This is a genomic window from Methylobacterium symbioticum (genome assembly GCF_902141845.1).
Lineage (GTDB): Bacteria > Pseudomonadota > Alphaproteobacteria > Rhizobiales > Beijerinckiaceae > Methylobacterium > Methylobacterium symbioticum.
Genome location: NZ_CABFPH010000102.1, coordinates 1 through 18,416 on the forward strand (window position 1 = coordinate 1; position 18,416 = coordinate 18,416).

An 18,416-nucleotide genomic window follows, 5' to 3' on the forward strand; every position below is an offset into this window, starting at 1 on the left:
GGTGATGCCGGTGAGCAGGTTGTTGAAGTCGTGCGCCAGACCCCCCGTCAGCTGGCCCACCGCCTCCATCTTCTGGGCCTGCCGAAGCGCCTCCTCGGCGAGCATCAGCTCGGCCGTGCGCTCGGCGACGCGGCTCTCCAGCGTGTCGGTGAGCGCGCGCAGCTGCGCGTTGGCGCGGTCGCGCTCGGCCTCGACGGCACGGCGCTCCTCGACATCGATGAGGACGCCGGGAAAGCGCTGCGGCGTCCCGTCCGGCCCGTGCTCGACGCGGCCATTCGCCTCCAACCAGTAGTAGTTTCCGTCGGCGCGCCGCACCCGATACTGGTGCGCGTAGGGACCTCCGCGCCGGACCGCCTCCCCGATCGCCGCGACCAGGGCCTGCTTGTCGTCCGGATGGACCGTCCCGATCACCTGTTCCAGGCTCAGGCCGTCGCGGCCCAGGTCCGGATCGAGGCCGAAATTGCGGGCGAAGGCCTCGTCCACGGTGAAGCGGTCGGTGGGCAGATCCCAGATCCAGGTGCCGATGATGGCGCCCGCGGTGAGCGCGAGCTGGACGCGCTCCACGTTCTCGCGGGCGAGCGCCTCGCTCGCCCGCAGCCGCCGCTCGACCGCGATCCGGTCGGTCACGTCGAGTTCGGCCACCACGCCGCCGAGAATCGCCCCGTCGGCGCCGCGGATCGGCGCGGCGTTGTTGAGGAAGAGCCGCCGGCCGCCGCCATCGAAGCGCTCGATCTCCACGAGCTCGCCACGCACGGTCTCGCCGCGCAGCAGCGCCCGGGCCATCCCCCACTCCTCGGCGCGCAGGCGCTCGCCGGTTTCCGGCCAGTACCCGGCCCAGTCGCCGTAGCCCTCCCAGGTCGTGGTCTCCGGCGGCACGCCCCAGAGCTCGCGATTGGCCGCGTTGTCGCGCAGGATCCGGCCGTCCGCATCGGCCATGATCACGCCGACCGGGAGGGCCTCCAGCGTTGCCGAGAGGAAGGCCTCGCTCCGGCGCAGGCGCTCCTGGTCCTCCCGCCGGGCGGTCACGTCCCGGTAGAACACGGCGAGCCCGTCCTGGACCGGATAGGCACGCATCTCGATCCAGCTCACGCGCCCGTCCGGCCAGGTGAAGCGGTGCTCCAGCGCGGCCGGCACGCCCGCGCGCAGGGCGCGGGTCAAGGTCTGCTCCAGCAGCGGATCGGCGTCGGGATAGAGGTCGCGATGCGAGCGTCCGACGATCGCGGCGCGCGGCCGGCGCTCCATCCGCTCGGCGCTGGCATTCAGGTCGAGGATGCACAGGTCCCGGTCGAGGAGCGCGAAGGCCTCGTCCATCTTGTCGAGCACGCCCTGCGCCCGGTCGCGCTCGGCCCGGAGCGCGTCCTCCGCCTCCTGCCGGCGGCGCTCGGCGAGCACCCGCTCGGTGGTCTCGCTCGTCAGGATGAACAGGCCCGCGACGAGGCCGTCCGCGTCGAGCACGCGCGAATAGGAGAAGCTCCACCAGGTCTCGGCGGCGCCGCGGTCGGTGCCGAGCGTCCAGGGCAGGTCCTGGAAGCGGCGGCTGCGCCCGGCCATGGCGTCGTCGATGATCGGCTTGGCCTGGTCCCAGGCATCGGCCCAGACCCGGTCGAAGCGCTCGCCCATGGCCCAGGCGAGACGCGGGCCGAGCAGCGGGACATAGGTGTCGTTGAAGAAGAAGTGCAGCTCCGGGCCCCAGGCGAGGATCATCGACTCGGGCGAGTTCAGGACGAGGCCGAGCGCGACGCGCAGGGCCTCCGGCCAGTCCTGCGGCGCCCCGAGCGGATGGCCGGACCAGTCGCGCTCACGGATCATGCGGGCGGCTTCGCCCCCGCCCGCCAGGAAGCCGAGGCCACCGCTCATGCGCGCGGCGGCGCGCTGCACGGATCCAGCCGGACCACCCATCCTCGACACCTGCCCGCTCCTCGTCCACGAGACGGGCGCCGCTCGATCGAAGCGGAGCCCGTACCGGAAGCCCACGCGGCGCTTGAGCGAAGCCCAGATCCGCCATCCCGAAGGGATCAGCCGGGGCCGGTCCGACACGGGATCCCGAAGGCATCCCGCGGCGACGGCAACCCGCTCAGCGACGGCCCCGGCCGATGGTATAGCCCTCGGGCGGAACCGGGACGAGAACGGGGCGGATTGACGGCACGGTCGCCGCTCCGGACGGGATCGTCCGCGCCCGGCCCCTCACGCCGGCCGCGCCCCACGGTCGGTCGCCTCATCCTTCTGGCGGTCGACCTCGTCGCGGATGCCGCGGCCCGCCATCAGGATCTCGACGAGGAAGGCGGCGATCGCAGCCACCGTGCAGACCAGGGCCACGCCGAAGCAGCCGAACAGCACGGAGGCCGTGGCGGCGTCCCGCAGCGCGCCCACGAACAGCGTGAGCACGGCCGCTCCGGTCATCCCGGCGCCGGCGCAAGCGAGCACCACCGCCACGTCGAGCACGAAGGAGCGCCGCCGCAGGTAGGACAATTGCCGCGAGAGCCGCCCCGCCTCTGCCGGGTCGGCCCCGATCAGGCGGGCCGAGGCCGAATCGACCTTGTCGGCCACCCGCCCGAGCCGCGTCGAGAACACGTTGAGGAGGGTGGCGAGCGCGGTCAGCAGGAAGGCGGGCGCCAGGGCGACCTGGATGATATGGGCGATGTCCTCGGGCGCGAGGCTGGCGGTATCGGGCATGGGCGGGCAGATAGCCCGCCCCGGCATTCAGGGCGAGGGGCTTGCCCACCGATCCCGGAGCCGCCGCGCCCGATCGGTGTCGTGACGTCTTGTCTTTCGCCGAACCGGCCTCCCCTTCGGATCAGGAGCGTCCCAGGGCCAAGACGCAACGCGCTCGACCCTGCGAGAGGCTGCCTGGAACCCACAGCAGGCCCTGGACGGTCCGCATCCAGGGCCTTGGCCGAGCAGCCCCTACGACCGGGTTGGGTGGTTTTCTGCCGGTCCGTTTTCGGGAGGCGCGAGCAAGCAGGAGGGCTTCCGTCTCGCCGACGTCGAGTGCCTGCTTCGCTCTCTCAGCCCGCGCTCTCCTGCTCAACCTGAGCGGATACCGGCCCTTGATCCCCGGACACTGCGCTCTCCCCTCGGACCTCGCGCGTCAGCGCGTCGCGAAACAGCGTGATCGGCCGGCGCAGGCGTCCGGGGTTCGGCCGATGCACCAGCCAAGAGCGGATCACGGGAGCGAAGTCCGCCAGGTCAATTGCACGGACCCGTCCGCACAAGGAGCTGCGGAGCAGGCGTGCCGGAGTAATCAGGGTCAGGCCGATGCCGCGCGCAGCGAGCGACAGCCGCAGATCCGTGCTCGGCGCTTCGACGCCCACGACGAAGCTCAGGCCCTCCGCCTCGAACCGGCGGCGCAAGGTCGTGCGGAAGCCGCAGCCCGTCTGCCCGACGATCCAGGCATAACGGGCAAGGTCGCGAAGCGTTACGGTCTCCGATAGGTCGAGGTCGCGCGCGCCGACGACCAGCACCGGCTGTTCGGCGATCGCCTCCGTGGTCAGTTCCTCGGGCGGGCGCGTGCCGTCCGGCAGGCTCAGCGCCGCCGCGTCGATCTGGTTGCGCAGCACCTCCTCCGACAGGCCGGGCGACCACCCGGTCGTGATCCGCACCGACAGGTCCGGGAACGTCTCGCGCAGAGCATCGATGGGTCCGGCCAGCGCCGCCTCCGACAGGTCGAGGCTGACGCCGATGCGAAGCTCGCCACGGATCGCCCCGTTCGGCGCCGCATGGCTGCGCAGGTCTTCGATCGATTGGATCACCCGGCGGCCGTGCTCGTAGGCCTCGCGGCCGGCGAGCGTCGGCCGCAGCGGCTTTGCCGGCCGCTCGAACAATGCGGTGCCGAGCTGCTCCTCCAGGCTCTGCACACGCCGCGTCACGCCGGGCTGGGTCAGGTTGAGCCGGGCAGCGGCCGCCATGATCGAGCCGGTCTCGACCACGGCGAGGAAAGCTTCGAGATCGCGCGTGTTCATGCGATTCCCGCATGTTTCGATTAACAATCATTGATTTGTATCATGAAACGGGACGCGGCACATCCCGCCTATGACGGGGATGGAGGAAGCGTTGGCGTCACGTCCAGACATGGCGAGCTTCGTTGCCGCCGAAGCGGTGCCCGCGACCTCGGCGGAACAGGGGATCGCGCGCGGAACGGTGTGGTTCCTGGCCCTGTCGGTCGGGGTCATCATCGTCAACCTGACGGCGCCGCAGACGCTGGTCGGCCCGATCGCTTCGGATCTTGGGATGCTGCCGGCCCAAGCCGGGCTCGTCGGTACGGCAAGCCTGCTCGGCTACGCGGCCGGCCTGTTCTTCCTCGTCCCGCTTTCCGACCTCGTCGAGAACCGGCGCTTGACGGTCGCCCTGCTCGGGGCTGCGGTGCTCGCCGCATTCGCTGCGGCGGCGACGCGGTCGGCCGTACCCTTCCTCGTCCTGCTCTTCGTCCTCGGCGCGGCCTGCTCGGCGATCCAAGTGCTCGTGCCGATGGCTGCAGCGATGGCGAGGGCGTCGGAGCGTGGCCGCGTGGTCGGCGATGTGATGAGCGGATTGATGGTCGGCATCCTGCTCTCGCGCCCCCTCGCGAGCCTCGTCGCCGATCTCCTCGGTTGGCGCGCCTTCTACCTGCTCTCTGGGGCGAGCATGGCCGCGCTGATCCTGCTGATGCGACTGCGCCTGCCGATGCGCCGGCCGGAAGCGCGCACGCGCTATCCAGCGCTGATCGCATCGCTCGTCATACTGCTGCGCCGCGAGCCCATGCTCCGGCGCCGCGCACTGACTGCGGCCTTCGGGATGGCCGCTTTCAGCGTCTTCTGGACGGCGGTGGCTTTGCGTCTTTCGGCGGCACCATTCGGCTTCGACCAACGCCACATCGCCCTGTTCGCTCTCGCCGGCGCGAGCGGCGCGGTGGTGGCGCCCTTCGCAGGCCGGGCAGGCGACCGCGGCTGGAGCCGCCCGCTCCTCGTCGCCGCCCACTGTGTCACGATCCTCGCCTTCGGCCTCGCTTGGCTCGCCGATCGCACGAGCGGCAGCATGACACCGGCCTTGGCGCTGCTCGTGCTCTCCGCAATCGTCGTCGATGTCGGTGTGGTCGGCGACCAGACGTTGGGGCGCCGCGCCGTCAACTTGCTGGCTCCTGAGGCGCGTGGCCGAGTCAACGCGCTGTTCGTCGGTATCTTCTTTCTCGGCGGTGCGGCCGGCTCGGGGGTCGCGGGCTATGCCTGGGCGCAGGGCGGTTGGCCCCTCGTCTGCGCCGCCGGGGCCGGCTTTGGGGCGCTATCGCTGCTCAGTGATCTCCTGGGCGGCTCCTCGCAGGTCTGACCGCATCCGCCACGGCGCAGGGCTGTCACTCTCGGCCAGCTCCGGCGAGCCGCAAGACGCAGACTTGAGGCCCGCTTCCGGGCACCGTGGACAGTAACTCGTGCGATCGAGATGGGTCGATGAAGGACCGTCCGCGTCCTGGCTCGGCATCGAAGCCCGGTCGCCATCCTCGACCGCCCCTCACGCGGCCAGGCGGCGTGAGGTTTGACCCTAGAGATAGGCCGCGAGGTTGCGCCGGATGCGCTCCAGCGGCACCTCGGCGGGGTCGGGCAGCGCGAAGCGCTCGCCCGTGATCGTCTCGAAGGCCCGGATGTAGACGGCCGCCGTCTCCAGCACGACCTCGGCCGGGATCTCGGGGATCGGGTCCGTGTAGGGATCGCAGCGGGCCACGACCCAGTTGCGCACGAAATCCTTGTCGAAGCTCTCCGGGCTCGCCCCGGCCGCGAAGCGCTCGGGGTAGCTCCCGGCGAACCAGTAGCGGCTCGAATCCGGCGTGTGGATCTCGTCGGCGAGCACGATGGCGCCATCGGCGTCCAGGCCGAACTCGTACTTGGTGTCGGCGAGGATCAGGCCGCGGGCGGCCGCGATCTCCTGGCCGCGCGCGAACAGGGCGAGCGCGGCCCGCGAGACCGCGTCCCATTGCGCCTCCGTCAGCAGGCCCTTCCCCAGGATCTCCGCCTCGGTCAGCGGCTCGTCATGGCCGCCGTCGAAGGCCTTGGTGGTGGGCGTGATGATCGCCTGCGGCAGGCGCTCGTTCGGCCGCATCCCCTCGGGGAAGCTGTGGCCGTACATGGTCCGCTCGCCCGCCCTGTAGCGGGTGAGGATCGAGGTCGAGGTCGTGCCCGCGAGATAGCCGCGCACCACGATCTCCACGGGCAGGATGTCGAGGCGCCGCCCCACCACCACGTTGGGATCGGGATAGGCGAGGACGTGGTTCGGGCAGATGTCGCCCGTGCGCTCGAACCAGAACCGGGCGGTGCGGGTCAGGACCTCGCCCTTGAAGGGGATGGAAGCGAGCGCCCGGTCGAAGGCGCTGATCCGGTCCGTGGTGATGAGGATGCGCCGGCCGTCGGGCAGGTCGTAATTGTCCCGGACCTTGCCGCGATAGTGGTTCGGCAGGTCCGGAAGGGTCGCCTCCGTCAGCACCTGATGGGCGTGCGGGGCGAGGTCGGCGGCATCCATCCGGGGCCCTCCTTGAGCGCGCTCCTCAGCCGCGGCGGATACCGGTTCGGCGGAGGAGAGCGCCTCGAAACAATGGCGTGCAGCCCGCCCCGATCGCAGCGCGGTCGGGGCGGGCTCGAGCGGCCGGGCCGTGATAGGAGGGCACCCGGACGAGCGCAAGCGGGCGACGGGCCTCGCGGACCGCGATCCGCCCGCGTCACGCCGCCGGGGCGGCGGCCCGGCGGGCGGGCTGCGCGCGCGGCCGGACCAGCCGGCGCGCGGCCTCCGTCGCCGGCCGCTCGACCAGGCGGTGGACCAGGCTGCCGACCACCGTCGACCCGATCATCAGCGCGGCGAGGACGGGGATCCAGTGGGCGGACGCCGCCGGGCCGAGCTTCGCGGCGACGGCCGCCAGCAGGCCGAGCGTCAGCGGATGCGACAGGTACAGGGCGTAGGAGGCATCGCCGAGATGCCGCGCCAGGGCGAGCCGCGGGACGGCGGCGCCGCGCTCGTAGAGTGCGAGGCCGCCGACGACGAGGGCGGCGGGCAGGCTCGCCGCGACGAGCTTCGGCAGGGTGCCGTCCAGGGCGGCCAGGAGGCCGAGGCCGAGCGCCGCCGCGGCCAGGGCCGCCCTCGGCGGAACGGCGATCCGGGACGTGAACAGGGCGCCGACGAGGACGCCGAGGCCGAATTCCAGCACGATCGCGTCGGTGTAGAAGGCGGCCAGCCCTGAGCCCGGCTGCACCATCTGCCCGACGAGGACGAGGCCGCCGAGACCGGCGAGGGTGCCGGCGGCGCGCCAAGCCGGCCGGAACGGCAGCATGAGCGCGAAGACGGCGTAGAAGAACATCTCGTAGTTCAGGGTCCAGCCGGGGATGATCACCGGGAAGAGCCCCGGATAGCGGGGGTTCGGCCAGGGCAGGAAGAGCAGGGACGCGACGAGGTGGGCCGGATCGAAGGCGGTCGAGCGCAGGAGCGCGGGCGCCGCGAAGGCGAGGCCGGCCACGGCGAGGGTCAGGATCCAGTACAGCGGCGCGACCCGCACCAGCCGGTTGAGCAGGAACGGCCCGGGACCGACCTCCCGGCCATGGGTCGACAGCCACATCACGCAGCCGCTGAGCACGAAGAACAGATCGACGCCGCTGCCGCTGAACGAGACGGGCAGCGCCGTGCCGGTCAGGCGCTCCACCGGACCGACCGCATGGAAATACACGATCATCAGGGCCGCGACGCCGCGCAGATATTGCAGGCCGATCAGCATCGGATTCCTCCTCTCGTCCGGCTCACGCCAAGGCAGCGGCGATGGCGTGGTAGGCCGGCTTCGGCCGGCAGGATTCGTCGAAGGGCAGCGGACGCGGCCGGCGGGGGCCGCGCTGCACGTCGCGCAGCCAGGTCTGGCCATCGGTCAGCTCCCAGGTCTGCACGATCCGGATCGCCGGCTCGCGCAGGGCCGCGCGCATCAGCTCGGCGTAGCGCGCCGCCACCTGGGCGTCCCGCTCAGGGATGCCGCCGGGGAAGTCGCGGTCGTTCACGTCGATCTCGGTGAGGTAGACGTCGAGCTTGCGCCGGGCGAGCTGCTGCACCAGCTCGGCGAAGGCGTCGGGATCGAAGGTGAAGCCGGGAAACCAGTGACATTCGAGCCCGACCGCATCGAGGCGCACGCCCGCATGCTGCAGCTCGTCCACGAGGCGCAGGAAATCGGCCCGGTAGCGCGTGCCCGGCACGAAACCCTGCTTCCATTCGGGACCGGCCTCGTTCAGCACGAGGGGCACCTTCGGATCGGCCCTGTGGGCGGCCACGAAGCTGCGACGGATGTAATCGCGCCCGAGCCCCGCAGACCACGGGCCGTCGCGCAGGCCCCCGGGCAGGCCGTGATCCGGCCAGAGCGGCTCGTTGACCACGTCCCAGGAGTGCAGGCGGCCGGCATAGCGGCCGACCGTCTCCGCAATGTGGCGGTCCAGCCAGTAGGCGGCCTCGCGCCGGGACAGCCGCCGGACCCAATCGGGCTGGCCCTCGTTCCAGATCAGATTGTGCCCGCGCACCGCGAGCCCCGCCCCCCGGGCGAACTCCACCAGGGCGTCGGCCTCCGCGAAATCGGCGACCTCGGGCCGGGGCCGGATCGCCGCGAATTTCAGGGCCGTGTCGATGGTCACGATGCGGGTTTGGTGGCGATAGAGGGCCGCCACAAGCGGGTCGTCGAGCACCGCGCGGTCGACCGCGGCGCCGAAGCGCAGGCCGCGTCGCGCCGCCAGCGCGCCGAGTGAGGGCACGGCGGCGATGTCCTCGGCCTCGGCCGCCCCCACCCGGCCGGCGGCCAGGAGAGCACCGGCTCCGAGGAGCAGGCCCCGTCGCGTCGGATCGGGACGGCGCATCATCGCTTCGCAACACCCATGCGGCCGCCGGCTGCGGCCGGGGCGACGGGCGCAACCACCGTGCCGGGCCGGCCTGCCCCATTCCGGCACACGATCTCCGCCGGCGGGACCGGGCTCGGGACCGGGTCAGGCCGAGCCGGTCTCCGCGAGCCTGCGGTTCAGCCAGGTGCCGGGCTGCGCGCCGTCGAGGGCCATGGCGAGCGCGACGAACAGGGTGAAGGTCGTTCCCTTGCTCGACAGCCCGGTCGTCGAGGCGTTGAGCGCGAGGAAGACCACCAGCGCCAGGATGCCGGGCCGCGACAGGATCCGAACCAGATCGAGCGAGAAGGCGGCCAGCCCGATGAAGATCAGGCTCGCGGCGAAGATGCCGGTCTGGAGCAGGAACGCGATGATGAAGCTCTCGATGCCGTATTCGAGGCCGGCGCTGGCGGCGATCGTGTCGAGCCGGGCCGCATCGGGGCCGAAGAACAGGTCCGACCACGAGAAATGCGAGAACAGACCCAGCATCATGACGCGGGTCTCGGCGCTGCCCTCGTCCTCCACGAAGCGGTCGAGGAAGGCGGTCACGTAGGCGCTATCGGAGAGGGACCAGAGCGCGAGCGCCAGGACCGGCAGCCCGAGGCAGAGCCAGAGCAGGCGCGCGAGCGGGAAGCGCTTGCCGAGCACGATCAGCACGCCCTCCTTCAGCAGCCAGAGGAGCCCGAGCACCAGCAGCAGGACCGTCGCCGTGCGGCCGCCGAAGGCCGGCAGCGCCGCGAATTGCAGGGCGAAGGCCGGCAGGACGAGGTTCCGCGGCAGGCCGCCGCGCGATCCGGCGAGCAGCAGGAAGGCGTAGATCGCGGTGATCGCGGCGTTCTGGAGCGGGTGGCCGAGGAGCGCGGTGGAGCGCCAGTCGTAAGTGACGGCGCCCTCGTTCAGGTAATAGGGGATCAGCCGCCACTTGAAGGCCGATTCCGAGAAGCCGATCAGCGCGTTGAGCGCCATGATCCCGTGGATGATCCCCGCGATCCGGACCGTGCCCGCAAGGCTCGTGCGGCACAGGAGCAGGAAGAGCATCCCGGGCGCCAGGAAGGTGTCGACCACCATGGTGACGGGGCGGCCCACGATCAGCGCCACGTACAGGGCGTGGTAGAGGATGCAGGCGAAGAAGATGGCCGTCGGGGCGTGGCGTGTGAGCAGCTCCGCCGCGCCGCGGCTGAAGCCGCGCTCGAACAGGAGGATCCCGAAGGCGGCCGTGAGGATCAGGCTCGAGGGGTGGAACTTCTCCAGCGGCGATCCGCCGGTACTGCCGTAGCGGTAGCCGATATGCGTCAGCAGCATCGCCGAGCAGCCGAACACGCACAGGACCGCGAGGGTCGTCAGTTGCTCGCGCAACGCCACCCAGCCGAGGCGCCTGCGCGCGGCGGCCGGCTTCGGCAGACCGATAGGGGCATCCTGGGAGATCAAGGCCGCTCGCCGATCGAGGGGGTCGCAGCGGCAGTCTCGCTCAGAAGCTTAAAGGTTCCGGTCATGTGGAAGGCGGGCCGCTCCGGGCCGTCACAGGCGCGAGGTTCAGCCCATGCGGCGCAGACATGATTGGAGTGCGAAATATGGCATGCCAAAAAGCATGGTGCGATGCGATATGAGGCCTACCGCAATGCACACACCGCCCGCAGGACGCCTCCGATGACCCTCCTCGCCGCCACCGCCCTCGTCGCTCTCGCCGCCGGCGCCCAGATCTCCCTCGTCATCGCCCTCGCCGACCGCCTCGGCACCGAGGGTCAGGTCGCCGGCATCATCGGCGCGGTCCCGACAGGCGCCTGAGCCCGCGAACCGGCCGCCCCGGCCCCATCCGATCGAGCCCGCCCGGCCCGTCCGCGGCGGGCTTTGCCGTGTCAGCCGGGGAAGCCGTAGAGGCGGCGCGGGTTGTCGACGAAGTAATGCCGCCGCCGCTCCTCGTCCGGGATCCAGTCGGCCACGAGGTCGAGAAGGTCGCCGACCGGGGGCGGCCCGTCCCAGGCGGCCACGTGCGGCCAGTCCGAGCCCCAGAGGCAGCGCTCCGGCGCGGCGTCGTTCAGCGCGCGGGCGAAGGGAATCGTGTCGGCGAAGGGCGCGCCCGCGACCGAGGTGCGGAAGGCGCCCGACAGCTTCACCCAGGCCCCGTCGCGCACGAGGTCGACCAGGGTGCGGAAGCCCGGATCGTCGAGGCCGGCCGCGGTCGGCATGTGGCCCATATGGTCGACGACGAAGGGCACCGGCAGCCGGGCGAGGCGCCGGGCCATCGGCGGCAACTGGCGCGCATCGACCAGGAACTGCAGGTGCCAGCCCATCTCGCGGGCGAGCGCACCGTAGGATTCGAGATCCTCGAACCCGACACCGCCCCCGAACAGCACGTTGAGCCGCAGGGCGACGACGCCCGCCTCCTTCAGATCGGCGAGGTCCCGGTCGGGCAGGCCCAGCGGAATCACCGCGACGCCGCGCAGGCGCGCCCGGTTCGCCCGCAGGGTCTCGACCATCAGCCGGTTGTCCGTGCCGTGGACGCTGACCTGGACCAGCACGCCGTTCGCCATGCCGGTGGCGTCGAGCATGGCGAGGTAGCGCTCCGCCGGCGCGGCGGGCGGGGTATAGCTGCGGTCGGCGACCAGGGGATAATCCGGCGGCAGCCCGATGACGTGGGCATGGGTGTCGACCGCCCCTGCGGGGACGGCGTAGCGGGCCGGGCCGCCGGGGTTCGGGTCAGGTGCCGGGCAGGCGCGGATTCCGGCCGTCGTCTCGGTCATCAACCGTCTCCTCAGGAATCGGCGTGGAGCACGCGGCCGCGGGTCTCCGGCAGGGCGAAGGCCGCCAGGAAGAACACGCCGTAGGCGACCGCCGCGAAGATCGCGATGGCGGAGGCGAGGCCGACCTGCCCCGACAGGTAGCCGACCAGCGCCGGGAACAGGGCGCCGATGCCGCGCCCGAAATTGTAGCAGAAGCCCTGCCCCGAGCCGCGCAGGCGCGTCGGGTAGAGTTCGGTCAGGAACGCCCCCATCCCTGAGAAATAGCCGGAGGCGAAGAAGCCGAGCGGGAAGCCCAGCACCCACAGCACCGCATTCGAGAGCGGCAGCTGGGTATAGGCCAGGATGACCGCGATGGCGCCGAGGGAGAAGATCAGGAAGAGCGGGCGCCGCCCGAGCCGGTCCGCAAGCCAGGCGCCGACGAGGTAGCCGGCGAATGAGCCGACGATGAGCGCGGCGAGATAGCCGGTGGAGGAGACGATCGAGAGGCCGCGCTCGGTGGTGAGGAAGCGCGGCAGCCAGGTGGTGATCGCGTAGTAGCCGCCCTGGCAGCCGGCCGCGGCCAGCGAGGCGAGGATGGTCGTGCGCAGCACCGGCCCGGAGAAGATCTCCCAGATCCGCGGCCGGTCGCCCGTGGCCGCGGCCCGCGCCCGGGTCTCGGCGGCGACCTCCGGCTCCTTCACGTAGCGGCGGAGATAGAACACGAGGAGCGCGGGCAGCGCGCCGACCGCGAACATCCAGCGCCACGCGCTCTCGGGTGGCAGCCAGGAGAACAGCAGGGCCTGGGCCAGCACCGCCATGCCCCAGCCGATGGCCCAGCCGGACTGGACCGAGCCCACCGCGCGGCCGCGATACTGCGCCCGGATGGTCTCGCCCATCAGCACGGCACCGGCCGCCCACTCGCCGCCGAATCCGAGCCCGAGCAGCGCGCGCGCGACGAGGAGTTGCTCGAAGCTCTGCGCGAAGGCGCAGACCAGGGAGAAGAACGAGAACCAGAGGATGGTGATCTGCAGCGTCAGCACCCGGCCGATGCGGTCGGCAAGGTAGCCGGCGAGCCAGCCGCCGAGCGCCGAGGCGAGGAGCGTGACGGTGGCTGCGAGCCCCGCCGTACCGGCATCGACCTTCCACAGGCTGATGATCGTGCCGATCACCAGCGGGTAGATCATGAAGTCCATGCCATCGAGCGCCCAGCCCGCGGCACAGGCCCAGAACGTGTGCCGTTCGGTCGGGTTCATGCTGCGGTAAAAGGCACCGAGGCTGGCATCCTCGATCGCCACCTGCTCCAGCCCGGCCCCGCCGGGCTCCGCCGCCACACCCATGCCACCGCCTCCCGGATGTCGTGTCACCCTCCGCGATGCCTAGAGCCGTTCCCGATCGCATTGCAATCGGGAACGGCTCTAGGCCCCTGGTTTGACGCGCTCTCTTTCGCCAAACCGGCATCCACTTCGGCGGAGAGCGCCCGAGAGCCGTTCCCGATCGCATTGCAATCGGGGAACGGCTCTACGCCCCCTGGTTTGACGCGCTCTCTTTCGCCGAACCGGCATCCACTTCGGCGGAGAGTGCCCGAGAGCCGTTCCCGATCGCATTGCAATCGGGAACGGCTCTCAAGTCCTTGTCTTCGACGCGCTCTCCCGCGCCGAAGCGGCGTCCATCTCGGCGGGGCGCGCTCGCACTGCCCGAGCACAGGGCATGCGGGCACGGGGCGGAGGATGGACCATAGCGGGCCCAGCGCAGCCCGCATCGCAGGGATCAGCCGGCATCCGGAGGCAGCGCGCAGGATCTGTCGCTCCCCGCGCGCTCAAACCATCGCGCTCGCGATCACCGCGCAGACCGCAATGAGCATGATGGTGATGGCCACCTCGACCTGCTGCGGGTCGTCCCCGCTCGCTTCGGTCTGGTCCGGCGACGGAAGCCGGATGCCCTTCAAGCGCCTGCTCCGATGGCCGCGCATTGCGTTCCGCAGATCGTGAAGCACTGACCTCTCCGAATGTCGGCCAATACAGCCCAGCGGACAGCGATGTTCAGCATCGGAGACACTCAACTAATTTTACATTAAATTTGTTCGGTTTTTTACTTGAATCATAGCAAATCTTGAGCGTTGCGATTTAGACACATTGTAAAATTCGCGACCGTATCTCCGCAGAGATTGGTTTTCACTGTCCGCACCGCAGCCTAGAACAGACTCAACTGAGCTGCGCCAAGTCCCATGTCCGCATCGATCTCTTTTCCTATCGTCACCGCTTTGCTCACGGTCGTTTCCGCGATCGTCTGGGCGGCCTGCGTGGCTCCCCGGGTCGAGGCCCCGGCGCCGATCCATTCCCGAACCGAGCGCGATGACATCAGAACCTGGTAGCTCATCGCGCGCCCCGTCATGCGGCCTGATCCAGCGCATGCGCGCGTCGGCGGACCCCGCTGGGGTCGGGCCGCAGAATACGGCGACGCGGGCATTCTGGCGGCGCATCACGCCTTCTTGAGCGATAGCAAGTTCTGCGGCGTCGATTGCGCTAGACAGCCCTATTCGCGGCCAGAGACGGCGAAAAGGGATGCCGGATGAACCCTGAGATCGATGAGCCGCCGCCTCTGTCCAAAGCCGGTGTCGCAGCCATGGCAGCAGCCGTCACAACGGTTCGGCAGATGTGGTTGGCGCTGGGCGGAGAAGAGACCGAGGAGGTCGCGAACTTCGCCCACACGCTGACGCTGGCGGCCATCGGCGGCTTCATCCGCAACGGCGGCCTCGACGTCGAGGACGAGGACTTGGAGTGCATCGAAGCGATGTGCGATGATGTCCTTTCAGAGATTACGGCCCTCCGGCACACGCATTGAGCCATCGGTGCCGAGCCGGATACGCTCTCGATCAGTCCGGATCGCGTCATCGGCAGCCTTCATGACGGCCCGGCCGATGCGTGTCCTTTCCGTGCGACGTCACGAAGGGCCGAAACCATCGAGCCTCTCGGCAAGCTGAGCTTCGCCTCGTTCTGCAGATGCGATCCCCGGCGCCAGGCCAGATAGAAGGCCGCGAGCAAGGACGCCACGCTGCCCACGATCGGACCGATCACCAGGGCCAGGAGCGGACTTGTCCAGACAACGATGGCGACGCTGCCGAACCCGGAGATGAGCGCCGCTGCCAAGATGAGGATCATCGACTTCGCCTCAAGCCGCGCTGGCCCGGTCAGGGCAGGGCCAACGGAGCATCGTATTGATACCTTAAGATACAGTAAATTGAAAGTTCTTACACAGGATAGTCGACGGCGGTTTTCAAATCTATCCGACCCGTGCAGCGCTGCACTCAGTCCGGCGCGCGCTCCGCTCATCAGCGCAGCGGGGCGCCGACTGACCTCCCTCGACGCGTTGCTTGCGTTATCACGCTCCCGTCCAGTGCCGCCCTTGCACCCTCCGCCGGTTCGCGGTCGCAAAAATCTCCCGGGTCAGAGGATCACTGGCCGCCCGCATCGCGGTTTGAGGCACGGGGAGCGTCAGGACCGTCGATCGAGGTTCCTTCGGCCCCATGGCGGCATCGGCCGCCGGCTGCCGTCCGCGCCTTTTCTGGATCGTCGTCGGGCTGACGCCGGAGCGCTTGGCCAACGCTCCCCCACTCCCTCGACGTCGCTGTATCGCGCGACGGATCGCCTCCGCCGTGCGGGCACAGCCGTCGAGCATTGGGCCCTGAGCCGCATGCCTCGCAGCATGGTGGTCAACCGCACCACCACACCACGGGATCAAACACCTTCGGACAGCATGGTCCGCAAACTGTTCAGATCGACAATCATATCTCGCGATCGCCTGATCTCATCCGCAGATTCTCCACGGCTGATGGCAGCGCCCTCATATGCTTCGTCGAAGACGTCTTGGCACAATAATGTATTGGCTTCGATAAGATTGGCGATCAAGACATCCTTCATAAAAGTATGGTTCCAGCTATTCTCAAATATGATCGCCCTGGTGCCCGGCGGGGAAAAAACCATGTTGGCGAATGCGGCCCCATGGGATCCGATAACGAAGCTCGCCTCGGAAAATATCCGGATCTGATCGTCAGGCGATGCATCTCCGAGCGCGACAGGCTCGAATCCATAGCGCTCCAAGAAATCAATCACTTCGGCCTCGTTGTGAACCTTCCGGCGCGGGGTCGATGCGTCACGCGCATCCGATCGGGAGATATAAATCTTCCGAAAGCCCTTGGTCCCTGAGAGATTGAGCCGTTCTTTGTAAAATTGTGAGACGTCGAGGCAGGCCTCGTGTGAAGAATAGTAGCTCGGTACATAAAGATTCTTGATTTTATAGATCGCCTGATCCGATAGCCGTATGAGAGTGAAGGGGAATTTGGCGAGCTTTGAAATAAAGCCCAGCAGACGATCCGGCATTATATCTGGAACCAGAATCGGAAGCGGATCGGTCGATTGCCGCATATGAGGCAGCAATTCTGCCGCTTTGAGGCGCGGAAGAAAATTGAATATCCAGTGATAATAGGCCGGGTCTCCACCGAGAAGAAAGCTTCCTTCCGGAATATCCCTCCTTTCGATCACGGGTGAACTGTCGTTGATGCCCCAGAAACCGTCGAGGCTGCGCCAATGCGAAATTTTGTACAGGCCGGACCAATCCGACGGCCCGATCTCCTCGACATAATAGCGATTGTCGGCAAACACCTTCCAGCCGGGCTTCGGAAGGACCAATGCAGATCCAAAACGCGCGAGCTCGATCGCACTATCCGACGAAACGACCTTTCTTTGGTTGATCTCAAATATTCCGTTTGGTGATCTCGCTGCCTGATACGAACCACCCGACGCCAACGCGGCTGTTCTGAGCGAAACGACCTCCGCCGACTGATGTAGAAATTCAGGCGCCACGACTGTGCGCGTGACGTCAAACGCCAGTTGATCGATGTAATTCGCGGTTACGCTCGCCAAATCAGGGTGATGGGCTCCGCGCTTGAGTGCGATGGCATAGAACGTCGAGGAATGAAGATACTGATCTTCGACAGAAAAATCCTCGCCGCAGGGGTCTAAAACGCTGTATCCGAGTGCGCTCAATCGAGAGAATAGCTCGGTCCACTGGCTGACAAGATCGATTTTTTCAGCACGCGGGGGATACACCCGAAAAATCGCAGCCTCTGGCTGGAGGGCTTGGCATGTCTTATCAAAGACGGCCAGAACGTCCGCCGGATCCGTCATGTAAACCAGCCCGCAGGGTCCTGCGGTTGTGTCGTGTATTTTGCTTGCGTCTACGAAGCTAAACTTGGATTCTTTGTCAATCGCAACGCGACCGATAAGTTCACCAGTCTCCTGCGTACTGTCGACAAAAACGACCGGGAAATGGTCAGCCAGCAAATCGACCAGGGACGCGCGCCAGCTCTCCTGAGCAGAACTCACGCGATGCCAATATTCCGCAGGATTGTACTGAGACCACAAGGCCCGGTAGAAATAGCGCACCCTCTCACCTCATCCGCAAACGCAAGCCATAGTCACCGTCGGCGATTTCTTACCGACTGGCGATCAGGATTGGTCCCTGTTGTTTGCTTCACGGAGGTAGGCATCGAAATACAAAACCGTCTTCTCCAATCCGGCTTTCAGGTCGATTGTGGGAGACCAGCCGAGAATTTCCTTTGCCTTCGTGATGTCCGGGCGGCGTTGCCGGGGATCGTCCGGAGGAAGAGGTCGATGGACCAGTTTGGACTTCGAACCCGTTATCTCGATCACCAGATCGGCCAACTGACGGATGGTGAATTCGCCTGGATTGCCGATGTTGATCGGGCCTGTGATCTCAGGTCCGGTGTCCATCAGGCGGATGAACCCGTCGATCAGATCGTCCACATAGCAGAACGAGCGGGTCTGCTGGCCGTCGCCGTACAGGGTGATGTCCTCGCCCTTGAGAGCCTGCATGATCAGGTTCGAGACCACGCGCCCATCGTTTGGGTGCATCCGGGGGCCATAGGTGTTGAAGATCCGCACCACCTTGATCTGTAGGTTGTGCTGTCTGCGGTAATCAAAGAACAGCGTCTCGGCACAGCGCTTGCCCTCGTCATAACAGGAGCGAAAGCCGATCGGGTTGACACGGCCCCAGTACTCTTCCGGTTGAGGATGCACCTCAGGGTCGCCGTAGACCTCCGAGGTTGAAGCCTGAAAGATCTTGGCTTTCACCCGCTTGGCGAGGCCGAGCATGTTGATCGCCCCGATGACGCTCGTCTTCGTCGTCTGTACCGGGTCGAACTGGTAATGCACCGGAGAGGCGGGGCACGCGAGATTATAGATCTCGTCCACCTCCACGTAGAGCGGGAACGTCACATCATGCCGCAGCATCTCGAAGCGAGGGTTGCCGAGTAGATGCGCAATGTTACGCCGTGAGCCAGTGAAAAAATTGTCGACGCATAGTATCTCGTGGCCCTGATCAAGGAGCCGTTCGCATAGATGCGAGCCGAGGAAGCCGGCACCGCCGGTCACCATGATCTTTTTCGTATTGCCGTAGCGCAAGTTCCGGTTCCCTTGTGGACGTGTCCAGCTTCGACAAGCCTTATGTGTCAGGCGGATTTCTTGCCGACGCCAGTATAGGAGAAGCCATGCTTCTCGGCATCTTCGGCAGAGTACACGTTCCGCAGGTCGACAAGCACCGGTTGTGCCATCCGCTCGCGCAGACGGGCGAAGTCCAGCGCCCGGAAGGCATCCCACTCGGTCACGATGACGAGGGCGTCGGCTCCCTCGGCGCAGGCATAGGGATCCTCCGCATAGGCGAGCCCCGGCATCAGCGCGCGGGCCTGGTCCATGCCCTCGGGATCGTAGGCGCGCACCCGGGCGCCGGCATCCTGCAGGCCGGCCACGATGGCGAGCGCCGGCGCGTCGCG

The 18,416-nt window shown here is 68.0% G+C and carries 18 protein-coding genes and 1 pseudogene; 3 read left to right on the top strand and 16 right to left on the bottom strand.

Going from position 1 to position 18,416, the window contains the following annotated elements; genetic code table 11:
- The 3 genes from MET9862_RS23555 to MET9862_RS23565 form a co-directional block, all read right to left on the bottom strand.
- The coding region (locus MET9862_RS23555; protein ID WP_142585270.1) for a PAS domain-containing protein at positions 1–1,857 on the bottom strand (1,857 nt) is incomplete at its 3' end.
- A 327-nt stretch (positions 1,858–2,184) separates the two neighbouring features.
- On the bottom strand, positions 2,185–2,673 hold the full coding sequence (locus MET9862_RS23560; protein WP_142585249.1) for a DUF2721 domain-containing protein: 489 nt from the start codon (positions 2,671–2,673) through the stop codon (positions 2,185–2,187).
- 332 nt (positions 2,674–3,005) lie between these two features.
- Positions 3,006–3,959, bottom strand: a complete 954-nt coding sequence (locus MET9862_RS23565; protein WP_142585250.1) for a LysR family transcriptional regulator — start codon at positions 3,957–3,959, stop codon at positions 3,006–3,008.
- Positions 3,960–4,050: 91 nt separating this feature from the next.
- On the opposite strand from MET9862_RS23565, the gene MET9862_RS23570 reads away from it, so the two are divergent.
- On the top strand, positions 4,051–5,298 hold the full coding sequence (locus tag MET9862_RS23570) for an MFS transporter (RefSeq protein WP_244612870.1): 1,248 nt from the start codon (positions 4,051–4,053) through the stop codon (positions 5,296–5,298).
- 210 nt (positions 5,299–5,508) lie between these two features.
- Here the strand turns inward: MET9862_RS23570 and MET9862_RS23575 are convergent, their stop codons facing one another.
- The 4 genes from MET9862_RS23575 to MET9862_RS23590 form a co-directional block, all read right to left on the bottom strand.
- Positions 5,509–6,480 carry a phosphoribosylaminoimidazolesuccinocarboxamide synthase gene (locus MET9862_RS23575; RefSeq protein WP_142585252.1) on the bottom strand — a complete coding sequence of 324 codons (972 nt, stop codon included), beginning with the start codon at positions 6,478–6,480 and terminating at the stop codon, positions 5,509–5,511.
- Positions 6,481–6,676: 196 nt separating this feature from the next.
- Positions 6,677–7,720: an acyltransferase family protein gene (locus MET9862_RS23580; protein WP_185156977.1), complete on the bottom strand. Its 1,044-nt coding sequence runs from the start codon at positions 7,718–7,720 to the stop codon at positions 6,677–6,679.
- 22 nt (positions 7,721–7,742) lie between these two features.
- Entirely contained in the window at positions 7,743–8,831 is a 1,089-nt protein-coding gene (locus MET9862_RS23585; RefSeq protein ID WP_185156978.1) for an endo-1,4-beta-xylanase, read from the bottom strand.
- Between the two features lie 126 nt (positions 8,832–8,957).
- On the bottom strand, positions 8,958–10,277 hold the full coding sequence (locus MET9862_RS23590) for a VpsF family polysaccharide biosynthesis protein (RefSeq protein WP_142585256.1): 1,320 nt from the start codon (positions 10,275–10,277) through the stop codon (positions 8,958–8,960).
- Positions 10,278–10,496: 219 nt separating this feature from the next.
- On the opposite strand from MET9862_RS23590, the gene MET9862_RS29605 reads away from it, so the two are divergent.
- A complete protein-coding gene (locus MET9862_RS29605; RefSeq protein ID WP_185156979.1) occupies positions 10,497–10,634 on the top strand; it encodes a hypothetical protein in 138 nt (45 codons plus the stop codon).
- 71 nt (positions 10,635–10,705) lie between these two features.
- On the opposite strand, the gene MET9862_RS23595 is transcribed toward MET9862_RS29605, so the two are convergent.
- From MET9862_RS23595 to MET9862_RS23605, 4 genes are all read right to left on the bottom strand, one after another.
- Positions 10,706–11,590, bottom strand: coding sequence for an amidohydrolase family protein (locus tag MET9862_RS23595; RefSeq protein WP_142585258.1), 885 nt, complete (start codon positions 11,588–11,590; stop codon positions 10,706–10,708).
- 11 nt (positions 11,591–11,601) lie between these two features.
- Positions 11,602–12,906 (bottom strand): MFS transporter, encoded by a 1,305-nt coding sequence (locus tag MET9862_RS23600; RefSeq protein ID WP_142585260.1) that lies wholly within the window; start codon positions 12,904–12,906, stop codon positions 11,602–11,604.
- A 479-nt stretch (positions 12,907–13,385) separates the two neighbouring features.
- The gene (locus MET9862_RS30520; RefSeq protein ID WP_280178988.1) at positions 13,386–13,514 is read right to left on the bottom strand and encodes a hypothetical protein; all 129 of its coding nucleotides are present in this window, start codon (positions 13,512–13,514) and stop codon (positions 13,386–13,388) included.
- Between the two features lie 245 nt (positions 13,515–13,759).
- Positions 13,760–13,960, bottom strand: a complete 201-nt coding sequence (locus MET9862_RS23605; protein WP_142585262.1) for a hypothetical protein — start codon at positions 13,958–13,960, stop codon at positions 13,760–13,762.
- Positions 13,961–14,137: 177 nt separating this feature from the next.
- On the opposite strand from MET9862_RS23605, the gene MET9862_RS23610 reads away from it, so the two are divergent.
- Entirely contained in the window at positions 14,138–14,410 is a 273-nt protein-coding gene (locus MET9862_RS23610; RefSeq protein ID WP_142585264.1) for a hypothetical protein, read from the top strand.
- Between the two features lie 59 nt (positions 14,411–14,469).
- Here MET9862_RS23610 and MET9862_RS23615 read toward each other — a convergent pair whose 3' ends face one another.
- From MET9862_RS23615 to MET9862_RS23630, 5 genes and pseudogenes are all read right to left on the bottom strand, one after another.
- The gene (locus tag MET9862_RS23615) at positions 14,470–14,727 is read right to left on the bottom strand and encodes a hypothetical protein (RefSeq protein WP_142585266.1); all 258 of its coding nucleotides are present in this window, start codon (positions 14,725–14,727) and stop codon (positions 14,470–14,472) included.
- 328 nt (positions 14,728–15,055) lie between these two features.
- Positions 15,056–15,244 (bottom strand): annotated as a pseudogene (locus MET9862_RS30270) (IS481 family transposase); the annotation flags it as partial.
- A 59-nt stretch (positions 15,245–15,303) separates the two neighbouring features.
- A complete protein-coding gene (locus MET9862_RS23620) occupies positions 15,304–17,010 on the bottom strand; it encodes a glycosyltransferase family 61 protein (protein ID WP_142585268.1) in 1,707 nt (568 codons plus the stop codon).
- 63 nt (positions 17,011–17,073) lie between these two features.
- The gene (locus MET9862_RS23625; protein ID WP_142585272.1) at positions 17,074–18,021 is read right to left on the bottom strand and encodes a UDP-glucuronic acid decarboxylase family protein; all 948 of its coding nucleotides are present in this window, start codon (positions 18,019–18,021) and stop codon (positions 17,074–17,076) included.
- Between the two features lie 74 nt (positions 18,022–18,095).
- A partial coding sequence (locus tag MET9862_RS23630; RefSeq protein ID WP_280178989.1) for a UDP binding domain-containing protein occupies positions 18,096–18,416 on the bottom strand: 321 nt, incomplete at its 5' end.